Raw genomic sequence first — 17,167 nt, 5'->3', positions numbered from 1 at the left:
GTCGCAGGGAGTGTTGACGAACGGAGTGTGCGTCATGAAAAAGCTGATCACCATTGCAGCTGCAATGGTGATCATTCGGAGGGGTTCCTACCGTTGACTCGTCCACCGAGGTCGTCAGCTGCAGGGCGTTCCGTACCGGCCGCCCGCGACGATGAAGAAGTCAGCGCATGGCTATCCGGCGTGGCACCACGGTAGCGATCATTTCCGCCGCGATGCGGCGTAGCCAGGACTCCAGGGGGCGGACATGACCGAAGACACCGCGATCGACCCTGTCCGTGGCCTCGTCATCGGTGACGCCTTCGGCCAGACGCTCCAGGAATGCTGGCGTGCTCAGGGAGCGCCCGGCGCTGTGATGGAGCTGGTGGAACGAGACGACGGCCTGCTCATGGCCAGCGACGCGGCCAAATACTTCACTCCTCCCGATCAGCTGGATCGACTTGATGGGTGGGCCTGCCAGCAGGCGGCAGGGCGGGTTCTGGACACCGGCTGCGGTGCCGGCCGCCACGCCCTCGCGCTTGCCGATGCAGGATTCGACGTCGTCGGCATGGACAACTCCCCGGGTGCCGTCACCGTGGCCCGCCGGCGTGGCGTCACCGCCGTCCACGGCTCGCTCTACGAACCACCCCCAGATCTTGGCCGATTCGATACGGTACTGCTGCTGGGCAACAATCTCGGCCTGCTCGGCGGATCCGATCGCGCTCCCCAAGTGCTCATGAAACTCTCCGAACTGGCCCATCCGAACGCCCTGCTGATTGGTAGCGGAACCGACCCCTACGGCACCGACAACCCCGACCATCTCGCCTATCACGAGCACAACCGCAGACATGGCCGGATGGCAGGCCAGCTGCGATTGCGCGTCCGCCACGGCCGCACCGCCACCGAATGGTTCGACTACCTGTTCGCCTCCATCCAGGAACTGTCCGACCTGACGGACCGGTCACCGTGGACGCTCGAACACGCCGAAATCGAGGGCGCCGGATACATCGCTCAACTGCGGAAGACGGCATGACCCACCGAGCGAAGCTGTGACCGGTGTCAGTAATCGGCTCAGCCTTCCAGGTAATGGAAGGTGGGCTTCGGATGCATCAGGAAATCGTGGTGGGAGATGTTCCATGCATAGGCGCCTGCCATGAGGAACTCCACGACGTCACCCGTCTTCAGGCTCACCGGCACGTGCCGCGCCATGGTGTCTTTCGGGGTGCAGAGCTGGCCAACGATCGTGGTCGGTTCTCCCCGCTGTTCGATCGCCATTGGCTGGCTGTGCCCCTTGGTTGCGGGTGTCCTGATGTGGTGCGTTCCGCCCGCGACTACCGCGAATAGCTCGCCGTGGACGCGCTTCACGTCGATGACCTGAGTGACGTACCGCCCGCAGTAGACCGACAAGGAACGGCCCGGCTCGATGCGCAGGATTTCACCCGGACGGCGTAGAGCAGCCAGCCCTTCGCCGTACGTCTTCCAGTCGAAACGAGAAGCGGGATCGGCGTAAGACACGCTCATGCCGCCCCCGAGATTGATCTCAGTCACGCCGAGACTGCGCGCGTAGTCGAGCACAGCGGCGGCTAGCTCCAACATGGCGGGCGCGTCCAGGCCGCTGGCCAGATGAGCGTGGATACCGCGAAGCCGTACGGCGTTCTGACCGGCCAGCATCTCAATGCACTCGGAGATGCCGGCGGGATCCATGCCGAACGGCGTCGCACCGCCCCCCATTGCCAGTGACGCTCCGCTGATCGGGACGTCGAGATTGACCCGCAACAGCATGTCAGCCGACCGGCCCGCGGCGAACAACCGCCGAATCTCGCTGGAGCTTTCGATGTGCAACCTCGTCACATCGGCGAAGAGTTCGGCGTCGGTCTTACCAGGCCCGCCCAGTGCAATTGGCGTCTCGGGGAAGAACTTGCGCACATGGGCAAGCTCTCCCCCTGACGCCACCTCGAAGCCATCGACGTACGGCGCGATTACCTGCAACAGCTTCGGATCGGGGTTGGCCTTGACGGCGTAGTAGACCTCGATATCGCCGAGAGTCGCCCGAATGGTGGCCAGGTGGGTATCAAGGTCGGCGAGGTCGTACACGTAAGCGGGTAGCTCGCCCGCGTCGGCCAGTTCCAAGGCCCGTGCGCGTATCGGCAGTGTGGCTGTCATCGCATCGTCTCCGATCGGGTTGTGTCTGGCCGCACGTCAGGCGAGGGGGAAGGTGTTCTCAACCACCAGGTAGTGAGCTGGTGTGACCGTCGTGGTCACTTCCACAATTCGGTGATCTCCCGTCTTGCCGGCGTGGAAGATATCGAGAACGGTCCGCTCAGGGCTGATCTCCAGAGCTTCGGCTTCGGCGTCGGTGGGAGGCCGGACGACGATGCACTCGGTTGCTTCCGTCTGGGGGTAGCCGAGCTCGGCGAGCGCTGACTTGACGCCACCGATGATGACCGGCCCCGGCTCTTCCAGAACCGTCCCTTCGGCGATGGACAGCGGGAACCACGACGTGTTGAGGCGCATCGGGATGCCGGACGCGAGAAGGCGCCTGCGGCGAACGAGGACATTCTCCTCCCTGCGCGGCAGTCCAAGAGCATCGGCGATGTCGTCCGGCGGAACGGCCCTGTTGGTCGTGATCTCATGCTGCGGTTCGAGCCCGATTGCCCGCACTTCTGCGTCGAAGGCTCCGCGCGCCTGCCCACCCTCGCGCGCCTGGCGGGAGTAGCGCGCTGGCGAGTGCAGCATTGGCGGAATGTAGGTGACCATGGTTCCCCTCCCTTGACGAGGGCGGATCATGCCCTCTGCTGCAAGTACCTGCATTGCTCTGTTGACCAAGCTTCGCGATGCGCCGTACCGCTCGGCAAGCACCGGCTCAGCCGGAAGGACCGTGGCAGGCGGGTAAACGCCCTTCACGATCTCTTCTCGGATCTGGGCTGCGATCTGGCGGAAGCCCAGCTTGCTCGGGTGGCTCATTTCCCTCTTTTCGGTCCGCTAGAAACGCCAAACGTTTGATGTTTGTTGACACCCGGCCCTCACAGATACATCATCGGGATATCGACAAACGTTTGGCGTTTTGCTCGGCAGCATACCTGCCGAGTCGAGCGGAAGTCGAACAGCCAGGCGCGGCCATGTCGCCAAACCTGGGCCCGCGCCCTGGCACCCCTTCAAGAGAGGCGTTCTCATCATGCCCAAGACTGACCTGCGGTCCATCACCAACGAGTCCGCATCCGGCGCTGCTGTCCTGGAGCTGTCACTGGTGGCCATGACTATGAGCGAGCCGGCCGTAGCGCCGCACGCCTATGAGATGACCACCGAGCGCATCACCAAGTTCCGGCCGTCGCTGGGGAAGCTGGGGGCGTGGGTAAAGCAGGGCACCGAGCGACTGGACGGGGATGTCGCGGTCTGGTGGCGGGACTACCAGACCCGTCGGCTGAACCTGCGCACGGCCGGTAGGGGCGAGCCGCTGTCCCCGCGGGAGCGGGTCAAGCTCCGCCGCACAGGCGAACAGGCACCCCGCCAGCACGAAATGCGCGTGGACCAGGTGATGGAACGCGGGCTGTGGCCTGACCGCCGCCGCGAGCAGTTCGCGCACGCGAAGGGTGCGATCCGATGAACAATCCTAGGAACGTCCTAACCCGGCCCACGCCCCGGTTCGTCCGTATCCGGCACCGCGCCGAGACCCCGCCGAAGCCTCTCGGTTGCCGGTGGTGCGGACATCCGCCGTACGCACACGACGCGGCCAGCCTCCCGCGGCCGCCGTCCAACTCGACCAACTGGAGCCCGGCTGGCACGTCATGTACGGCACCTGGAACCGCCGGTTCTACGCGATCGCCCTCTGGTCGTGCGAGCCGCTGATGATCAACTCGCACACCCTCGAGGGATTGCGCGAGCTCATGCGTCAGTCCGAGCTCGAAGTGATCCATTCTCCGGGGAGGGCAGCATGACCAGCTGCGACGAGCACGAGCGCGAGCCCATTAGGAATGACGACGAGCCGCGCGACCCATACGGCATGCCCACGACCGCACGGATTTCCGTGGGCGGCTACTTTCCCGGCGCCATCAGTCGGCGCCTTTCGCTCCCCGGGTCGGCTCCGGCCCTACCGGCACAACGCCGGGCCATGAGCGGAGTACCGCGACTGGACCCCGACAACGTCGATGATGAGCCGGTGCTGTGGACGTGGGACGCCGACGATCTGGGCGGGCGCGGAGTTCGTGGCGTGACGGACACGTCCGTCAGGGCGCGCAGAGCGCTACTGGCCGCCTTGCACACCATGCCCGATCGTGGCCGGGGGACAGTCCGCCCGGCGCGGTTGGACCTCTTCGCCTACCCCTACCCGTGCTACCGGTACGGGCCCATCCTGGTGCGCGCTAACCGGGACCATGCCAGCGGCGCGATCGTCTTCCACCATGGCGAGGAGCGATGCGGTTGAGCCGACCCGATGCCGGGCGTGTGACCGAGCACCTGCGCCACTATGGCCGTCCCCTCGCGTGTTCCCTCGTGGAAGAGCTCCTGTGCGGCTGTTGCGTCACCGTGGGTTCGCCACCCTCGAAGCCCTTGGCTGCCGGGTTGACGAGCATGAGGAGCTACCTCGCCGGTACTGCGGGTCCGAGGTGACGCCATGATCGAGCCGGAGCGAATGTGCCGCAAGTGTGTACGCCCGCTGAGCCGGTACAACACCGATGATGTGTGTGGCCCGTGCGCTGCGGACGCTCGACCGGTACCAGCGGAGGTGTGGACCCTTCCTGATATCCGTGAAGCGCTTGCTTCATGGGATCTTGTCGCCGTATGCACGTTGATCCGCGAGCATACCGGGATGAGTCAGGAGAGACTGGCGGAGCTTATCGGGCGATCTCAGTGCTATGTGTCTCAGCTCGAATCGGGGACCCGGCTGGCCAGCGGCGTGACGATGGTACGCGATCTGGTTGATGGCCTGGGCATTCCCACCGAACTTCTCGGTGGCGAAGGCCCGTCATAACTCGGCGTTACTCGCCGCTGCGGTGGTGTTCACCGGTTGCGAGATCCCGGCTGCTAAATGGTGAACACCACCCGGCAGGAGCGGTGACTGCCAGTGCTGCCTGAGAACGGCTCGGGGCGTGGGGCTTGTCACGTTGCGGAGGCGGGGGGAGGTTGGGTTATAGTCCCCGTAGGTCATGAGTGTCAGCGTCAAGCCCCGGCTCGCTGACCGGCAACCCTCGCGCTCGCGGCGGGGTGCCCCGGGTGAGGACCAGGTCTGGTGCGAGGTGCGCCAGTCAAGCGCGGGCTCCGTCATACCAACGCCATGGCCGGGGTCCCATGACCCTAGGAGGCCGGCGTTGTCCGCACTCACTGTCCTGAATCCCGTCGTTTCCGGCTCGGACGCCTCCGGCGGCTCCGTGCCCGGCAGTGCTTTCCAGGGCGAGGCGGCGGGACGTACCGCTCCGGCCATCCCCGCCGTGCTCGGTGGAGATCTGGAGGTCCCGGTCAAGGGCGGCGGGCTCGTGCGGTACGCCAACCTCGACTACGCGGCGAGCGCCCCCTGTCTGGAGCCGGTGAGCGCCGCGGTCGCCGCCGCGCTCCCGGCCTATTCCAGCGTTCACCGGGGAGCCGGGTACGCCTCGCAGCTCACCACGGCGCGCTACGAGCAGGCCCGGCACACCGTGCGCGCCTTCGTCGGCGCCCGTCCCGGTGACGCCGTCGTGTTCACCCGCAACACCACGGACGCGGCGAACCTGCTGGCCCGTTGCCTGCCCGAGGGCACCACCGTCGTGGTCTTCGAGACCGAGCACCACGCGTCCCTGCTCCCCTGGCCCGAGGCGGTACGGCTGGCGCCCCCGCGGTTCCCCGGCGAGGCGGTCCGCGCGGCGGACGAGACCCTGGCGGCCATCGAGGGACCCAAGCTCCTGGTCGTCACCGCGGCCTCGAACGTGACCGGCGAGCTGTGGCCGATCGCCGCCCTGGCCCACATCGCCCACCGGCACGGCGCGCGGATCCTCGTGGACGCCGCGCAGCTCGTCCCCCACCGCCGGCTCAACCTGACCGCGCTCGACCTGGACTACGTGGCGTTCTCCGGGCACAAGCTCTACGCGCCGTTCGGCGCGGGCGCCCTGATCGGCCGGGCCGACTGGCTCGCCCAGGCCGAGCCGTACCTGCGCGGGGGCGGCGCGTCGAAGGCCGTCACCGGAGGCGCCGGGCAGGGGCTGCCGCTGGACGCCGAGTGGAGCGCGGACCCCGAGCAGCGGCACGAGGCCGGCACGCCGAACGTCCTCGGCGCCGTCGCCCTGGCCGCCGCCTGCGACGCCCTCTCGGCCACCGGCTGGACGGCGTTGATCAGGGAGGAGGAGCGCCTCGTCGAACTGCTGCGCGACGGCCTCGCCGCGATCGCGGGCGTCCACGAGCTGTCGCTCTGGGGGCCCGCCCACCCGCGCGTCGGCATCGTCTCCTTCGTGGTCGAGGGCTGGACCGCCAGGGAGGTCGCCGAGACGCTGTCCGCCGAGTACGGCATCGGGGTGCGCGACGGCAAGTTCTGCGCCCATCCCTTCGTCAGGCACCTGCTCGACGCCGTCGGCCAGGCCGCCGACGGTTCGTGCGCGGACGGCACCGCCGGGGCCGTACGGGCGTCCATCGGCATCGGGACGACCGAGGAGCACGTCCGCCGCCTGGTCACCGCCCTCTCGGATCTTGCCTCACGCCGCTGACGTGACAGCATGGGGTTTATGACCGAACCTCGCGGAGCTGGCACCGGAGGCGCGCGCACCGAACGGGTCGTGGGGATCGGGGCCGGGGCCAAGGAACTGGCCACCGAGGACATGATCCTCAACATCGGCCCCCAGCACCCCTCGACCCATGGTGTCCTGCGCCTTCGGCTCACCGTGGACGGCGAGCGCATCGGCAGCGCCGAGCCGATCGTCGGCTACATGCACCGTGGCGCCGAGAAGCTCTTCGAGGTCCGCGACTACCGGCAGATCATCGTGCTGGCCAACCGGCACGACTGGCTGTCGGCCTTCGCCAACGAGCTGGGCGTCGTCCTCGCCGTCGAACGCATGCTGGGCATGGAAGTGCCGGTCAGGGCGGTGTGGGCGCGCACGCTGCTCGCCGAGCTGAACCGCGTGCTCAACCACCTGATGTTCCTCGGGTCGTATCCCCTGGAGCTCGGCGCCATCACGCCCGTGTTCTACGCCTTCCGCGAGCGAGAGACCCTGCAGGCCGTCATGGAGGAGATCTCCGGCGGGCGCATGCACTACATGTTCAACAGGGTCGGCGGCCTGAAGGAGGACCTCCCGTACGGCTGGCTCGACCGGGTCGCCCAGGCGGTCGCCGACGTGCGCAGGCGGCTGCCGGACATCGAGAACCTGATCTCCGGTAACGAGATCTTCCTCGCGCGCACCCGGGGGGTCGGGGTGCTCGACCGCGAGACGATCATGCAGTACGGGGTCAGCGGGCCGATCGCCCGCGCCTCGGGGGTCGATCTCGACCTGCGCCGCGACGAGCCGTACCTGGCCTACGGGGAGCTTCCCGTCAAGGTGGTCACGCGCTCGGCGGGTGACTGCCATGCCCGTTTCGAGGTGCTGCTCGACCAGGTGAAGGTCGCGCTCGACCTCGCCGACGCGTGCGTGGAGCGCCTGCGGTCGCTGCCGCCCGGTCCCATCAACCAGCGGCTGCCCAAGGTGCTGAAGGTGCCCGAGGGCCACACCTACGCCTGGACCGAGAACCCGCTCGGGCTCAACGGCTACTACCTGGTGTCGCGGGGCGAGAAGACGCCGTGGCGGCTCAAGCTGCGCAGCGCGTCCTTCAACAACGTGCAGGTGCTCAGGGAGATGCTTCCCGGCCACCTGATCTCGGACATGGTGGCCATCCTCGGCTCGATGTTCTTCGTCGTCGGCGACATCGACAAGTGATCTTTTTTCGGGGTTTCTCACCACGAATCTCGCGAGACGCGTTTAACACCGTCGATCTCGTGAAGGAACAACATTGCGTAAAGGGACAGGGATCAAGGGATTAAGGGTGGCTCCTTGCAGAGCGGGGCCCGGCCTCGGGGCCGGGCCCCGCTGGTCGTCCTCAGTCCTTCGCGTCGTCGTCGGGGCGCTTGGGCACCCGGCAGCAGTGCTCCAGGAACAGAGCCGCGCAGACGAGCACCACACAGGAGATCAGCGAACCGCCGGCGAGGAAGAAGTCACGCCGGGGGGTGTCCTGGTCGAGCAGCGGGACGACGTGGAAGACGAAGCCCGCGAACACCCCGGCGAACGCGGCTCCCACGTAGGCGGACGCCTTGGCCAGCGCGGCCAGCCGGGCCACGGCCAGCGGCTCCACCGGCTTGGTGCCGGGCCTGCGTTCGATGCGGGCCCGGGTCATCCACCCGCTGTACGCCTCGCCGACCGCCAGGATGAGCACTGTCGGTATGGCGGTCCACGGCACGGTCGGCAGATCTGAGTAGACCTTCTGCAACACGGCCCACGTCAGGACCGTGAAAGCGACCACCAACAGGACGAGCACGCCGGGACGGCTCGGTTTCACGCGATCCTCCTCTTGTCTCCCCACCGCAACCCGCGGACCCCTCGTGCGCCGGCCGGCTGCCCGCGGAGGGTGGTGGGCTCCCGACCGGCCTGTCCACAGGCCGGGGACGGATCGTGCCCCGACCGGCCGGCCACGGGCCTCGGGCGCCCGTCAGCCGGGGGGCTGCAGGGCCAGGTCGGCCCGTAGTCGCACGCCGCTCTGGTCGAGGTCGGCGAGCAGACCGGCCACCGACCCCCGCCCGGGAAGCACCGCCCCTGGATCGGCCTGCGACCACGGCACCAGCACGAACGCCCGTTCGTGGGCCAGAGGATGCGGGAGCGTGAGCTCGGGGTCGTCGGAGAGCAGGTCACCGACCATGATCAGGTCGACGTCGAGGGTGCGCGGACCCCACGGCTCCAGGCGGACCCGGCCGAAGGCGGTCTCCACGCTCAGCGCACGCTCCAGGATCGCCTGGGGGCCCAGCGTCATGGTCTGCCCGATCACCACCGCGTTGAAGTACGGCCGCTGATCGGGCGGTCCGCCCACCGGATCGGTCTCGTAAACCGGGGACACCGCCACGAAGTCGAGCCCGGGGGCGTCGAAAAGCGCGTCAACGGCACCTTGAAGCGTGTCGAAGCGGCGGCCGACGTTGCTGCCGAGCGCCAGAACGACCTTCATTAGCGCCTCCTCCTCACTGTCACGATCACGTCGTCGAAGGGAAGCGGGATCGGCGCGGCGGGCTTGTGCACCTTGACCTCCACCTCCTCGACCAGCTCGTTGGCGAGGCACGCGCCCGCCAGGCGCTGTGCCAGGGTCTCGATCAGGTTGACCGGCTCACCCTCGACGATGCCTGCCAGCCGGACGGCGAGCTCGCCGTAGTCGACGGTCTTGGCCAGGTCGTCACCGGCGGCGGCCGGGGCGGTGTCGAGGAAGAGCGTGATGTCGACCACGAACTCCTGGCCCAGCTCGCGCTCGGCGGGCAGGCAGCCGTGCCGCCCCCGCGCCCGGAGCCCCACCAGGCTCACACTGTCACGCGGACCCGTCTCGCCGGGGATGGTCATTCGTCGTCCTCGTCGTCGTCATCCTCGCCCTGGAGGACGGGGGAGCCATGGTGGAACCAGAGCCGCCAGCCCGCCTGGGTCCTCACGAAGGTGTTGGTGGCGACCACCCGGCCCGCCGCGAAGGTGGCGTCCTCGGTGTCGGCGGCGGTGAGGATGTTCTCCGCGCAGGTGAGCACCGCGACGTCGCCGATCACGGTGGTGCGGACGTCGGTCAGCACGAACTGGATATAGGGCGTGTTCGCCATGATCAGCGCCCACGAGCGCAGTACCTCGGGCCGGCCGCTCAGCATCGGCCAACCGGGATGGACGCACATCGCCACCCGGCCCTCGCCGTCGTCGGCCCAGATCTCGGTCATGCGGTCGAGGTCGCCGCTCTCGATCGCGGTGTAGAAGGCCTCGTTGAGCTTCTCGATCTCCGCTGCCGTCGTGCTCATAGAACCCCCTCCCCCTCTCGCCAGGCCGCCGCGACACGCACGGCGTCGGCGTTGGAAGGCACGTGGTGCACCCGCACGCACCAGGCGCCGGCGTGGGCGGCCAGTGCGGTGACAGCGAGCGTGGCGTCGTCGGACCGGCCGAAGGGCCTCGGGGTGCCATCGGGGTCGGCCAGCAGGCGGCCGAGGAAGCGCTTTCGCGACGCTCCGATGATGATGGGGTAACCAAGCTCGCCCAGCCTGCCGATGCCGGCGAGCAGGGACCAGTTGTGCTCGGCCCGCTTGGCGAAGCCGAGGCCCGGGTCGACGATGATCTGCCGCTCGTCCACGCCCTCGGCGAGCACGGTGTCGACCCGCTTGCGCAGCTCCTCGGTGACCTCGGTCACCACATCGGAGTAGATCGCGCGCCCGTCCATGTCGTGGCTGTGGCCACGCCAGTGCATCACGACGTAGGGGACGCCGGCCGCCGCCACGACACGCGGCATCGCCGGGTCGGCCAGGCCGCCGCTGACGTCGTTGACCAGGCTCGCGCCCGCGCTCACTGCGGCCTCGGCCACCTCGGCGCGCATGGTGTCGACGCTGACCGTGACACCCTCTTCCGACAGGGCGCGGATGACGGGCGACACGCGCCGCAGCTCCTCGGCCAGGGAGACCCTGGCCGCGCCCGGCCGGGTGGACTCGCCGCCCACGTCGACGATGTCGGCTCCCTGCTCGACCAGATCGAGGCCGTGGCGCACGGCCACCTCGGGGTCGAACCACTCGCCGCCGTCGGAGAAGGAGTCGGGGGTGACGTTGACCACGCCCATGACCAGGCAGCGCCCTTTGTCGGGCACGCCTGGCACCCTCCATGTGGTGGTCATGGCGTCAAGCCTAGGTGCTCCCCAGTGACGATCTGTGCCATGGGTCCGGCTTGTGGATAACGAATCGGATCGACGCACCCGGAGGATCGTGCCCCGGCTCAGCGGCGGCCGAGGATCAGGGCCATCGCCTCGGCGCGGGTCCTGTCGCTGTCGCGGAAGTCACCGCGGACGGCCGACGTGATGGTCTTGGCACCCGGCTTCCGCACGCCCCGCATGGTCATGCAGAGATGCTCGGCCTCGATCACGACGATGACGCCGCGCGGCGCGAGCACTTCCATCAGCGCGTCGGCGATCTGCGACGTCATGCGCTCCTGGACCTGCGGGCGCCTGGCGTAGACGTCGACCAGCCTGGCCAGCTTGGACAGGCCGGTGATCTGCCCCTTGGCGTTCGGCACGTACCCGACGTGGGCGACGCCGTGGAAGGGGACGAGGTGGTGCTCGCAGGTGGAGAACACCTCGATGTCCTTCACCAGCACCATCTCGTCGTGGTCGGCGTCGAACACGGTGGTCAGGACGTCCTCGGGGGCCTGCCCCAGCCCGGCGAACTGCTCGGCGTACGCGCGAGCGACCCGGGCGGGGGTGTCGAGCAGGCCGTCCCGGTCCGGATCCTCGCCGATCGCGAGAAGGATCTCACGAACGGCCTTCTCGATCCGGTCCGAGTCGACCTTGAGCGGAGTCGCACTCACCTGTCAGGCCTCGTCCTGAGGCGCCGGGTGATGGTCGTTGTGCAGCAGGGACCCGGGAGCCGCCTGGTTGCCGACGGGAAGCGCGGTGCCGTTGCCGTTGCCCGCGACCTCCTTGGGCGTGAGGATCGGCGGCCGGTCGGAGGGAAGCCGCTTGCCGTACCCGGAGTACGACGGACGCTTCTCCCTGACGACCACGGGAGCGAAGATCTCGACGACCTGCTGGCGGGAGAGGGTCTCCTTCTCCATGAGCTCGAGCACGAGGTTGTCTAGCACGTCGCGGTACTGGACGAGGATCTCCCAGGCCTGGTCGTGGCCGGCCTCGATCAGGCGGCGGACCTCCTCGTCGATCGTCGAAGCGATCTTCTCGGAGTAGTCGCGCTCGTGGCCCATGTCACGGCCGAGGAAGACCTCGCTGTTGCCGGTGCCGAACTTGCGGGCTCCGAGGTGCTCGCTCATGCCGTACTCGGTCACCATGCGGCGGGCGATGGAGGTGGCCTTCTCGATGTCGTTGGCCGCGCCCGTCGTGGGCTCGTGGAAGACCAGCTCCTCGGCGGTGCGCCCGCCGAGCAGCATCGCCAGCTGGTCGAGCATCTCGGACCGGGTGGCGAGGAACTTGTCCTCCATGGGGAGCGTCATGGTGTAGCCGAGGGCCCGGCCACGGGACAGGATCGTGATCTTGTGTACCGGGTCGGAGTTGGGCAGGGCGTGCGCGACCAGGGCGTGCCCGCCCTCGTGGTAAGCGATGATCTTCTTTTCCTGGTCGGACATGACCCGGCTCTTGCGCTCGGGACCCGCCATGACGCGGTCGATGGACTCCTCAAGGGTGTTCATCGTGATGAGCTTCTGGTCCTGGCGGGCGGTCAGCAGCGCCGCCTCGTTGATCACGTTGGCCAGGTCGGCGCCCGTGAAGCCAGGCGTGCGGCGGGCGATGACGTCGAGGTCGACATCCTGCGCGAACGGCTTTCCCCGCCCGTGGACGCGGAGGATGCCCTTGCGGCCCTCCAGGTCGGGCCGGTCGATGACGACCTGGCGGTCGAACCGGCCGGGGCGCAGCAGCGCGGGGTCGAGGATGTCGGGCCGGTTGGTCGCCGCGATCAGGATCACGCCGCCCTTGACGTCGAAGCCGTCCATCTCGACAAGGAGCTGGTTCAGCGTCTGCTCGCGCTCGTCGTGGCCGCCGCCGAGGCCCGCGCCGCGGTGCCGTCCGACGGCGTCGATCTCGTCGATGAAGATGATCGCCGGAGCGTTCGCCTTGGCCTGCTCGAACAGGTCGCGCACTCGGGAGGCGCCGACACCGACGAACATCTCGACGAAGTCGGAACCGGAGATCGAGTAGAACGGCACGCCGGCCTCACCCGCGACCGCGCGGGCCAGCAGGGTCTTGCCGGTGCCGGGCGGGCCGTACAGCAGCACGCCCTTGGGGATCTTCGCACCGATCGCCTGGAACTTGGCCGGGGCCTGCAGGAACTCCTTGATCTCCTGGAGCTCCTCGATGGCCTCGTCGGCGCCCGCGACGTCGGCGAAGGTGGTCTTGGGAGTGTCCTTGGTGATGAGCTTCGCCTTGGACTTCCCGAAGTTCATGACCCGGGAGCCGCCGCCCTGCATCTGGTTCATGATGAACAAGAAGAGAAGGACGATGATGACGATCGGGAGGAAGCTCACCAGCAGACCGACGAGGAAGTTCTCGGTCGGCACGGTGACCTTGTATCCGCCGGGCAGCTTGCCCGCCTCGACCTGGGTCTGAAGCTGCTTCTGAAGCTCGACGCCCTGCCCCTGGACCCAGTACGAATAGAAGCGATCCTCGCCGCCGATCTTCTGGGCGGTCTTGATCTCTATGCGCTGGTCCTTGTCAACGATCACCGCGTTGTCGACAGCGCCCTTTTGGATCTGGCTGATGACGAACGAGGTGTCCTTCTGGGCATAGTTGCTGTTGCCGCTCCAGAACGTGGAGGCGAGAAGGAGCAGCACGACGATGCCCAGGATCCACAGCAGTGGCCCACGTGTAAATCGCTTGAGATCCATCCGATGCGGAACCCCTGCGGGCCCGTCCCTTCCTGAACACGGCCTGACGCCCCGGGCGAGCCCGGGGTTAGCGGCATCCCAAACCGCTCCTACTGATCACCCGGAGGTGATCGCACCTCCGAGACCTCCGAAGGTACACCGGGCCGCCGCGCAGGGTCACTGCCCCGGCGACACCGGCTTTGTCCTACCAACGTACGTCAGGCGGTCCCGTGTTCCCCACGACGAGACCGAATAACGCTGTATCGCACCAGTTGACGATCAGAAACTTCGCTCAGGGCTTACTCCGCCCCGTACACATGGCGCGCCAGAGTGCCGATGAACGGCAGGTTACGGAAGCGCTCGGCATAGTCGAGCCCGTACCCGATCACGAATTCGTTGGGGATGTCGAACCCGACGTACTTCACATCGATCGGCACCTTCACGGCCTCCGGCTTGCGGAGCAGGGTGCAGATCTCCACGGAGGCGGGGTCACGCGACTGCAGGTTGTGGATCAGCCACGACAGTGTCAGCCCGGAGTCGATGATGTCCTCGACCACCAGGACATGCCGCCCGGCGATGTCGGTGTCGAGGTCCTTGAGCGTTCTGACGACGCCCGACGACTTGGTGCCCGCGCCGTACGACGAGACGGCCATCCAGTCCATCTGGACCTCGATGTGCAGGGCCCGCGCCAGATCGGCCATGATCATGACCGCACCCTTGAGAACTCCGACGATCAATAGGTTCTTGCCCGCGTAATCCGCGTCGATCTGCCCGGCGAGCTCCTTGATCTTCGCCTGAAGCTCTTCCTCGGGGATGAGGACCTTTTCCAGGTCCATGCCCATGTCGGCTGCGTCCACCTGGGGTTGTTTCCTTCATGAGAGGGTGCTGGCGAATATCAGGGTGCCATACCGCCGGACCACTCCGATCCCCCCGGGTAACTCCACCACCCGCTGGCCGCGCCATTCGGTGATCAGCCGGTCGACCTGTTCGATGTGGACGGCCGCCAGCGCGGACGCCGTCGCGCCCGCCGCGAGGGCCGCCCGCTGGATCACCCGCCGCCGCACCGCGCCGGGCAGTTCCTCCAGCCCGGCGACCGTCAGCCCGGCGCCGATTTCCCTGAGCTCGGCGTACACCTCGTCGGCCCATTCGTCGAGCGCGTCGGCGTCGTCCCTGCACAGAGCCGCCGTACGAGCGAGCGCCTCCGTCACGCCGGGCCCAAGCGCCCGTTCGAGCACCGGGAGGACGTCGTGCCGCACCCGCACCCGGGCGTACGCCGGGTCGGTGTTGTGCGGGTCGTCCCAGGGCACGAGGCCGAGCGCCTCGCACGCGGCCCTGGTGGTGCGCCGGGCGACACCGAGCAGGGGCCGCCGGTAGATCCCCGAGGACGCGGGCATGCCGGATAGCGAACGGGTGCCGCTTCCCCGGGAGAGCCGGAGCAGCACGGTCTCGGCCTGGTCGTCACGCGTGTGCCCCAGCAGCACCGCCGACGCGCCGAGCCGTTCCGCGGCCAGCGAGAGCGCCTCGTACCTGGCGTCGCGCGCCGCGGCCTCAGGACCGCCGGCCCTGCCCACCGTGACGGTGAGGGCCTCGGCAGGCTCCAGGCCGAACCGGCCGGCCAGGCCCGCCACCTCCCGCGCGCGCTCGCGCGAGCCCTCCTGCAGGCCGTGGTCGACGGTCAGGAGCCCGCCGCGCAGCCCCTGCCGGGGCGCGGTGAACCCCAGGCAGGCCGCGAGCGCCAGCGAGTCGCTCCCGCCGCTGCACGCGACCACCACGAGGGAGCCCTGCGGCACGTCGGCGAGCGAGAGCCGTACGGCACGTCGGATCTCCGCCACAGCGGGATGCGGTCCCATGCTCCTAGTGTGGTGCGGCCGGGGCACCCCGCCGACCAGCCGCGCCAGAGTGAGCGCGCCGGGTCCGCCGCGGCCAGGACACCCCCGACCAGCCACCCCGGAGTGAGCGCCTCGGCACGGCCGTGAGCCGGGATGGGCGGCTAGCTAGCCCTGCCCGTTGGCGGCCGGTAGCTCGGGCGCGCGGACGACGCGGGAGATCCACTGCTCGGGATTCTGGATCTCGGCGTGGTTCGGCAGCGTGGCGGGCGAACCCCAGACGCGGTTGAACCCGTCGATGCCCACCTCGTCGACGACCTTGCGCACGAACGCCGACCCCTCGGCGTACTGCTTCATCTTCAGGTCGACGCCGAGCAGGCGCCTGATGGTCCTGTCGAACCGGGAGCCGCCCTCCCTGCGGTGCTGGAACTTCGAGCGGATGTCGGCCACGGACGGCACGACCGAGGGCCCGACGGCGTCCATGACGTAGTCGCCGTGCCCCTCGACCAGCGTCATCACGGCCGTGAGCCGGTCGAGGATCTCCTTCTGCTCCGGCGTCTGGATCGCGTCGATGAGGTTGCCCTCGCCGCCCTTGAGCGCGTCGGCGACGGCGTCGGAGGCGGCGCGCATGCGTTCGAGCAGGGTGCCGAGGTCGAGGTCTGAGGCGAGCAGGAACTCGGTCATCTGCGCGCGGACGTACTCGCGAAGCCAGGTCACTCCGGTGAACTGCACCCGGTGGGTCTCCTCGTGGAGGCAGACCCAGAGCCGGAAGTCACGGGGGTTCACGCCGAGCTCGCGCTCGGTGTGCACGATGTTGGGCGCGACCAGCGTGAGCCGCCCCGTGGGCGCCCGCCCGCTGGGGTCCGGCGGCAGGAACAGCTCGTACTGCCCGAGCACGCGCGAGGCGAGGAAGGCCAGCACCGCGCCGACCTCCACGCCGGTCACGCGGGAGCCGACCGCGCCCACGATGGCGGGGATCTGCGTGCGGCCGGAGCTCATGCGCTCGGTCAGCGGTTCGAGGACGACACGGAAACCTTCGACGTTGGCGCGGATCCACCCGGGACGGTCCACGACAGTGGCCTCCTCGGGCGACGCGGCCCCGTCGATGCGGGCGAACTCCTGCACGTGCCCTTCGGCCTCGCGCGACAGCCGCCTGAGCTCGGTGACAGCGTGCCTGGCCTCGTCCCGGCTCACCTGCGGCCCAGGTCGGACAAGGCGTACACCGGTAGTTACGGCCAGATCCCAGTCGATCACCTGCATGTTCACCACCGTACGTCGTGCGGCGCGGTTATGAGCAACCGCACCCGGAGACGAGTGCGGCCATCCGGTCGAGCGCCGCCACAGCCCCGTCCGGGTCAGGCACGTTGTCGGCCATGAAAGCGAAGGCCACCAACCGGCCGTCGGCCGTCCTGGCGAGACCCGTCAGGGTGTTCACCCCGTTCAACGTGCCCGTTTTGGCCCGTACCACTCCCGCCGCGGCCTTGGTGTCCTGCTTGCCGTACCGGTGGCCGAGCGTGCCGGTGAACCCGGCGATCGGCAACCCGCTGATGAGGGCGTGCAGGCGCGGGTTGGCGGGCGAGGCCGACAGGGCGATCAGGCGGGCGAGCGCGGTGGGCGTGATGCGGTTGCGGGTGGACAGCCCGCTCCCGTCGTAGACGGTGACGCCGTCACCCACGCCGAGCCTCTTCAGCGTCCCCTGGACGGCCTGCGAGACACCGGTGAAGGTGCCCGGCTTGCCCTCCTTGAGCGCGACGAGGTGGGCCAGCGCCTCGGCGACGTCGTTGTCGCTCAAGGTCAGCATGTGCTCGACGAGCGCGTACACCGGCGGTGACTCGACTCTGGCGATCTCCGTGGCGGTCGCGGCCG

General features: G+C 68.6%; 20 protein-coding genes and 1 riboswitch. Of the genes, 7 read left to right on the top strand and 13 right to left on the bottom strand.

The window, feature by feature from the left end; all coding sequences use genetic code 11:
- The first annotated feature begins 244 nt into the window (after positions 1-244).
- Positions 245-1,009 (top strand): class I SAM-dependent methyltransferase, encoded by a 765-nt coding sequence (locus AB0B89_RS12985; RefSeq protein WP_358551750.1) that lies wholly within the window; start codon positions 245-247, stop codon positions 1,007-1,009.
- A 38-nt stretch (positions 1,010-1,047) separates the two neighbouring features.
- On the opposite strand, the gene AB0B89_RS12980 is transcribed toward AB0B89_RS12985, so the two are convergent.
- Both AB0B89_RS12980 and AB0B89_RS12975 read right to left on the bottom strand, forming a co-directional pair.
- Positions 1,048-2,139 (bottom strand): alanine racemase, encoded by a 1,092-nt coding sequence (locus AB0B89_RS12980; protein WP_358551748.1) that lies wholly within the window; start codon positions 2,137-2,139, stop codon positions 1,048-1,050.
- Between the two features lie 36 nt (positions 2,140-2,175).
- The gene (locus AB0B89_RS12975) at positions 2,176-2,940 is read right to left on the bottom strand and encodes a GntR family transcriptional regulator (protein ID WP_358551746.1); all 765 of its coding nucleotides are present in this window, start codon (positions 2,938-2,940) and stop codon (positions 2,176-2,178) included.
- A 211-nt stretch (positions 2,941-3,151) separates the two neighbouring features.
- On the opposite strand from AB0B89_RS12975, the gene AB0B89_RS12970 reads away from it, so the two are divergent.
- From AB0B89_RS12970 to AB0B89_RS12945, 6 genes are all read left to right on the top strand, one after another.
- A complete protein-coding gene (locus AB0B89_RS12970; protein WP_358551744.1) occupies positions 3,152-3,580 on the top strand; it encodes a hypothetical protein in 429 nt (142 codons plus the stop codon).
- A 94-nt stretch (positions 3,581-3,674) separates the two neighbouring features.
- Positions 3,675-3,911, top strand: a complete 237-nt coding sequence (locus tag AB0B89_RS12965) for a hypothetical protein (RefSeq protein ID WP_358551742.1) — start codon at positions 3,675-3,677, stop codon at positions 3,909-3,911.
- A gap of 173 nt (positions 3,912-4,084) precedes the next feature.
- Positions 4,085-4,396 carry a hypothetical protein gene (locus AB0B89_RS12960; RefSeq protein ID WP_358551740.1) on the top strand — a complete coding sequence of 104 codons (312 nt, stop codon included), beginning with the start codon at positions 4,085-4,087 and terminating at the stop codon, positions 4,394-4,396.
- Between the two features lie 189 nt (positions 4,397-4,585).
- Positions 4,586-4,942, top strand: coding sequence for a helix-turn-helix transcriptional regulator (locus tag AB0B89_RS12955; protein ID WP_358551739.1), 357 nt, complete (start codon positions 4,586-4,588; stop codon positions 4,940-4,942).
- A 171-nt stretch (positions 4,943-5,113) separates the two neighbouring features.
- Positions 5,114-5,229: riboswitch (SAM riboswitch) on the top strand.
- Between the two features lie 110 nt (positions 5,230-5,339).
- Entirely contained in the window at positions 5,340-6,641 is a 1,302-nt protein-coding gene (locus AB0B89_RS12950) for an aminotransferase class V-fold PLP-dependent enzyme (protein ID WP_358551784.1), read from the top strand.
- Positions 6,642-6,659: 18 nt separating this feature from the next.
- On the top strand, positions 6,660-7,841 hold the full coding sequence (locus AB0B89_RS12945) for an NADH-quinone oxidoreductase subunit D (RefSeq protein WP_358551738.1): 1,182 nt from the start codon (positions 6,660-6,662) through the stop codon (positions 7,839-7,841).
- A 160-nt stretch (positions 7,842-8,001) separates the two neighbouring features.
- Here AB0B89_RS12945 and AB0B89_RS12940 read toward each other — a convergent pair whose 3' ends face one another.
- From AB0B89_RS12940 to dacB, 11 genes are all read right to left on the bottom strand, one after another.
- A complete protein-coding gene (locus AB0B89_RS12940) occupies positions 8,002-8,457 on the bottom strand; it encodes a DUF3180 domain-containing protein (protein WP_358551736.1) in 456 nt (151 codons plus the stop codon).
- Positions 8,458-8,607: 150 nt separating this feature from the next.
- A complete protein-coding gene (gene folK / locus AB0B89_RS12935; RefSeq protein ID WP_358551734.1) occupies positions 8,608-9,114 on the bottom strand; it encodes a 2-amino-4-hydroxy-6-hydroxymethyldihydropteridine diphosphokinase in 507 nt (168 codons plus the stop codon).
- Positions 9,114-9,497: a dihydroneopterin aldolase gene (gene folB / locus AB0B89_RS12930; protein ID WP_358551732.1), complete on the bottom strand. Its 384-nt coding sequence runs from the start codon at positions 9,495-9,497 to the stop codon at positions 9,114-9,116. Before folB ends, folK begins: the two co-directional genes overlap by 1 nt.
- Positions 9,494-9,931, bottom strand: coding sequence for a nuclear transport factor 2 family protein (locus AB0B89_RS12925; RefSeq protein ID WP_358551730.1), 438 nt, complete (start codon positions 9,929-9,931; stop codon positions 9,494-9,496). Before AB0B89_RS12925 ends, folB begins: the two co-directional genes overlap by 4 nt.
- Positions 9,928-10,788, bottom strand: coding sequence for a dihydropteroate synthase (folP, locus tag AB0B89_RS12920; protein WP_358551728.1), 861 nt, complete (start codon positions 10,786-10,788; stop codon positions 9,928-9,930). Before folP ends, AB0B89_RS12925 begins: the two co-directional genes overlap by 4 nt.
- A 98-nt stretch (positions 10,789-10,886) precedes the next feature.
- Positions 10,887-11,474, bottom strand: coding sequence for a GTP cyclohydrolase I FolE (gene folE, locus AB0B89_RS12915; protein WP_358551726.1), 588 nt, complete (start codon positions 11,472-11,474; stop codon positions 10,887-10,889).
- A gap of 3 nt (positions 11,475-11,477) precedes the next feature.
- A complete protein-coding gene (gene ftsH / locus AB0B89_RS12910) occupies positions 11,478-13,496 on the bottom strand; it encodes an ATP-dependent zinc metalloprotease FtsH (RefSeq protein ID WP_358551724.1) in 2,019 nt (672 codons plus the stop codon).
- A gap of 278 nt (positions 13,497-13,774) precedes the next feature.
- Positions 13,775-14,332 carry a hypoxanthine phosphoribosyltransferase gene (gene hpt, locus AB0B89_RS12905; protein WP_358551722.1) on the bottom strand — a complete coding sequence of 186 codons (558 nt, stop codon included), beginning with the start codon at positions 14,330-14,332 and terminating at the stop codon, positions 13,775-13,777.
- Between the two features lie 15 nt (positions 14,333-14,347).
- Positions 14,348-15,325, bottom strand: a complete 978-nt coding sequence (gene tilS / locus AB0B89_RS12900) for a tRNA lysidine(34) synthetase TilS (protein WP_358551720.1) — start codon at positions 15,323-15,325, stop codon at positions 14,348-14,350.
- 144 nt (positions 15,326-15,469) lie between these two features.
- Positions 15,470-16,561, bottom strand: coding sequence for a zinc-dependent metalloprotease (locus tag AB0B89_RS12895; protein ID WP_358551718.1), 1,092 nt, complete (start codon positions 16,559-16,561; stop codon positions 15,470-15,472).
- A 28-nt stretch (positions 16,562-16,589) separates the two neighbouring features.
- The coding region (gene dacB, locus AB0B89_RS12890; RefSeq protein ID WP_358551716.1) for a D-alanyl-D-alanine carboxypeptidase/D-alanyl-D-alanine-endopeptidase at positions 16,590-17,167 on the bottom strand (578 nt) is incomplete at its 5' end.

The sequence above is a fragment of the Sphaerisporangium sp. NPDC049002 genome (assembly GCF_040649355.1).
In the GTDB taxonomy this organism is placed as follows: Bacteria; Actinomycetota; Actinomycetes; order Streptosporangiales; family Streptosporangiaceae; genus Sphaerisporangium.
This window is presented reverse-complemented; position numbering and strand designations above follow the sequence as displayed.